This is a genomic window from Pantoea brenneri (assembly GCF_038594305.1).
Taxonomy (GTDB): domain Bacteria; phylum Pseudomonadota; class Gammaproteobacteria; order Enterobacterales; family Enterobacteriaceae; genus Pantoea; species Pantoea brenneri.
In genome coordinates, this window is record NZ_JBCGBG010000017.1 from 1 (window position 1) to 821 (window position 821).

The following is an 821-nucleotide window of genomic DNA, read 5'->3' on the forward strand; positions in this document are numbered from 1 at the left end:
GGCACTGTTGCAAAGATTTGGCGATGGTAAACTGATGCCACTGTTTAGCGGAAGGAGCAGCACATGAATCCTTTCAAAGGCCGACATTTTGAGCGTCATATTATCCTGTGGGCAGTCCGCTGGTACTGCAAATATGGCATCAGCTATCGTGAACTGCAGGAGATGCTGACCGAGCGTGGAGTAAATGTCGATCACACCACCATTTATCGCTGGGTTCAGCGTTATGCACCTGAGATGGAAAAGCGGCTGCGCTGGTACTGGCGTAACCCTTCAGGGTTCTGTTCCTGGCATCTCGACGAAACTTATATCAGAGTTAACGGCCGGTGGGCTTATCTGTACCGTGCTGTTGATAGCAAAGGCCGCACCATCGATTTTTATCTTTCCCCGCGCCGTAACAGCAAAGCGGCATACCGGTTTCTGGGAAAGATTCTGAACAACGTGAAAGGCTGGCAGATCCCCCGCCTCATCAACACCGATAAAGCCCCTACCTATGGTCGCGCGCTGGCGTTATTGAAACGGGAAGGCCGGTGTCCGCCTGATGTTGAACACCGGCAAATTAAGTACCGGAATAACGTGATTGAATGCGATCATGGCAAACTGAAACGGATAATCGGTGCCACGCTGGGATTTAAATCCATGAAGACGGCATATGCCACTATCAAGGGGATTGAAGTCATGCGGGCATTGCGTAAAGGACAGGCGGAAAACTTTTACTTCGGCCATCCCCTGGGTGAGATGCGTCTGGTAAGCAGAGTTTTTGAAATTTAAGGCCTTTCTGTAATTCCAAAGGCTACAGTATCAAGAAATTTGCAACAGTGCCC

1 protein-coding gene is annotated in these 821 nt (G+C 49.9%); it reads left to right on the forward strand.

Translation table 11 applies throughout. The features are described 5' to 3' along the window. Positions 1-63: 63 nt before the first annotated feature. Positions 64-768 (forward strand): IS6 family transposase, encoded by a 705-nt coding sequence (locus AABB92_RS23305; protein ID WP_031374870.1) that lies wholly within the window; start codon positions 64-66, stop codon positions 766-768. The last annotated feature ends 53 nt before the right edge of the window (positions 769-821 follow it).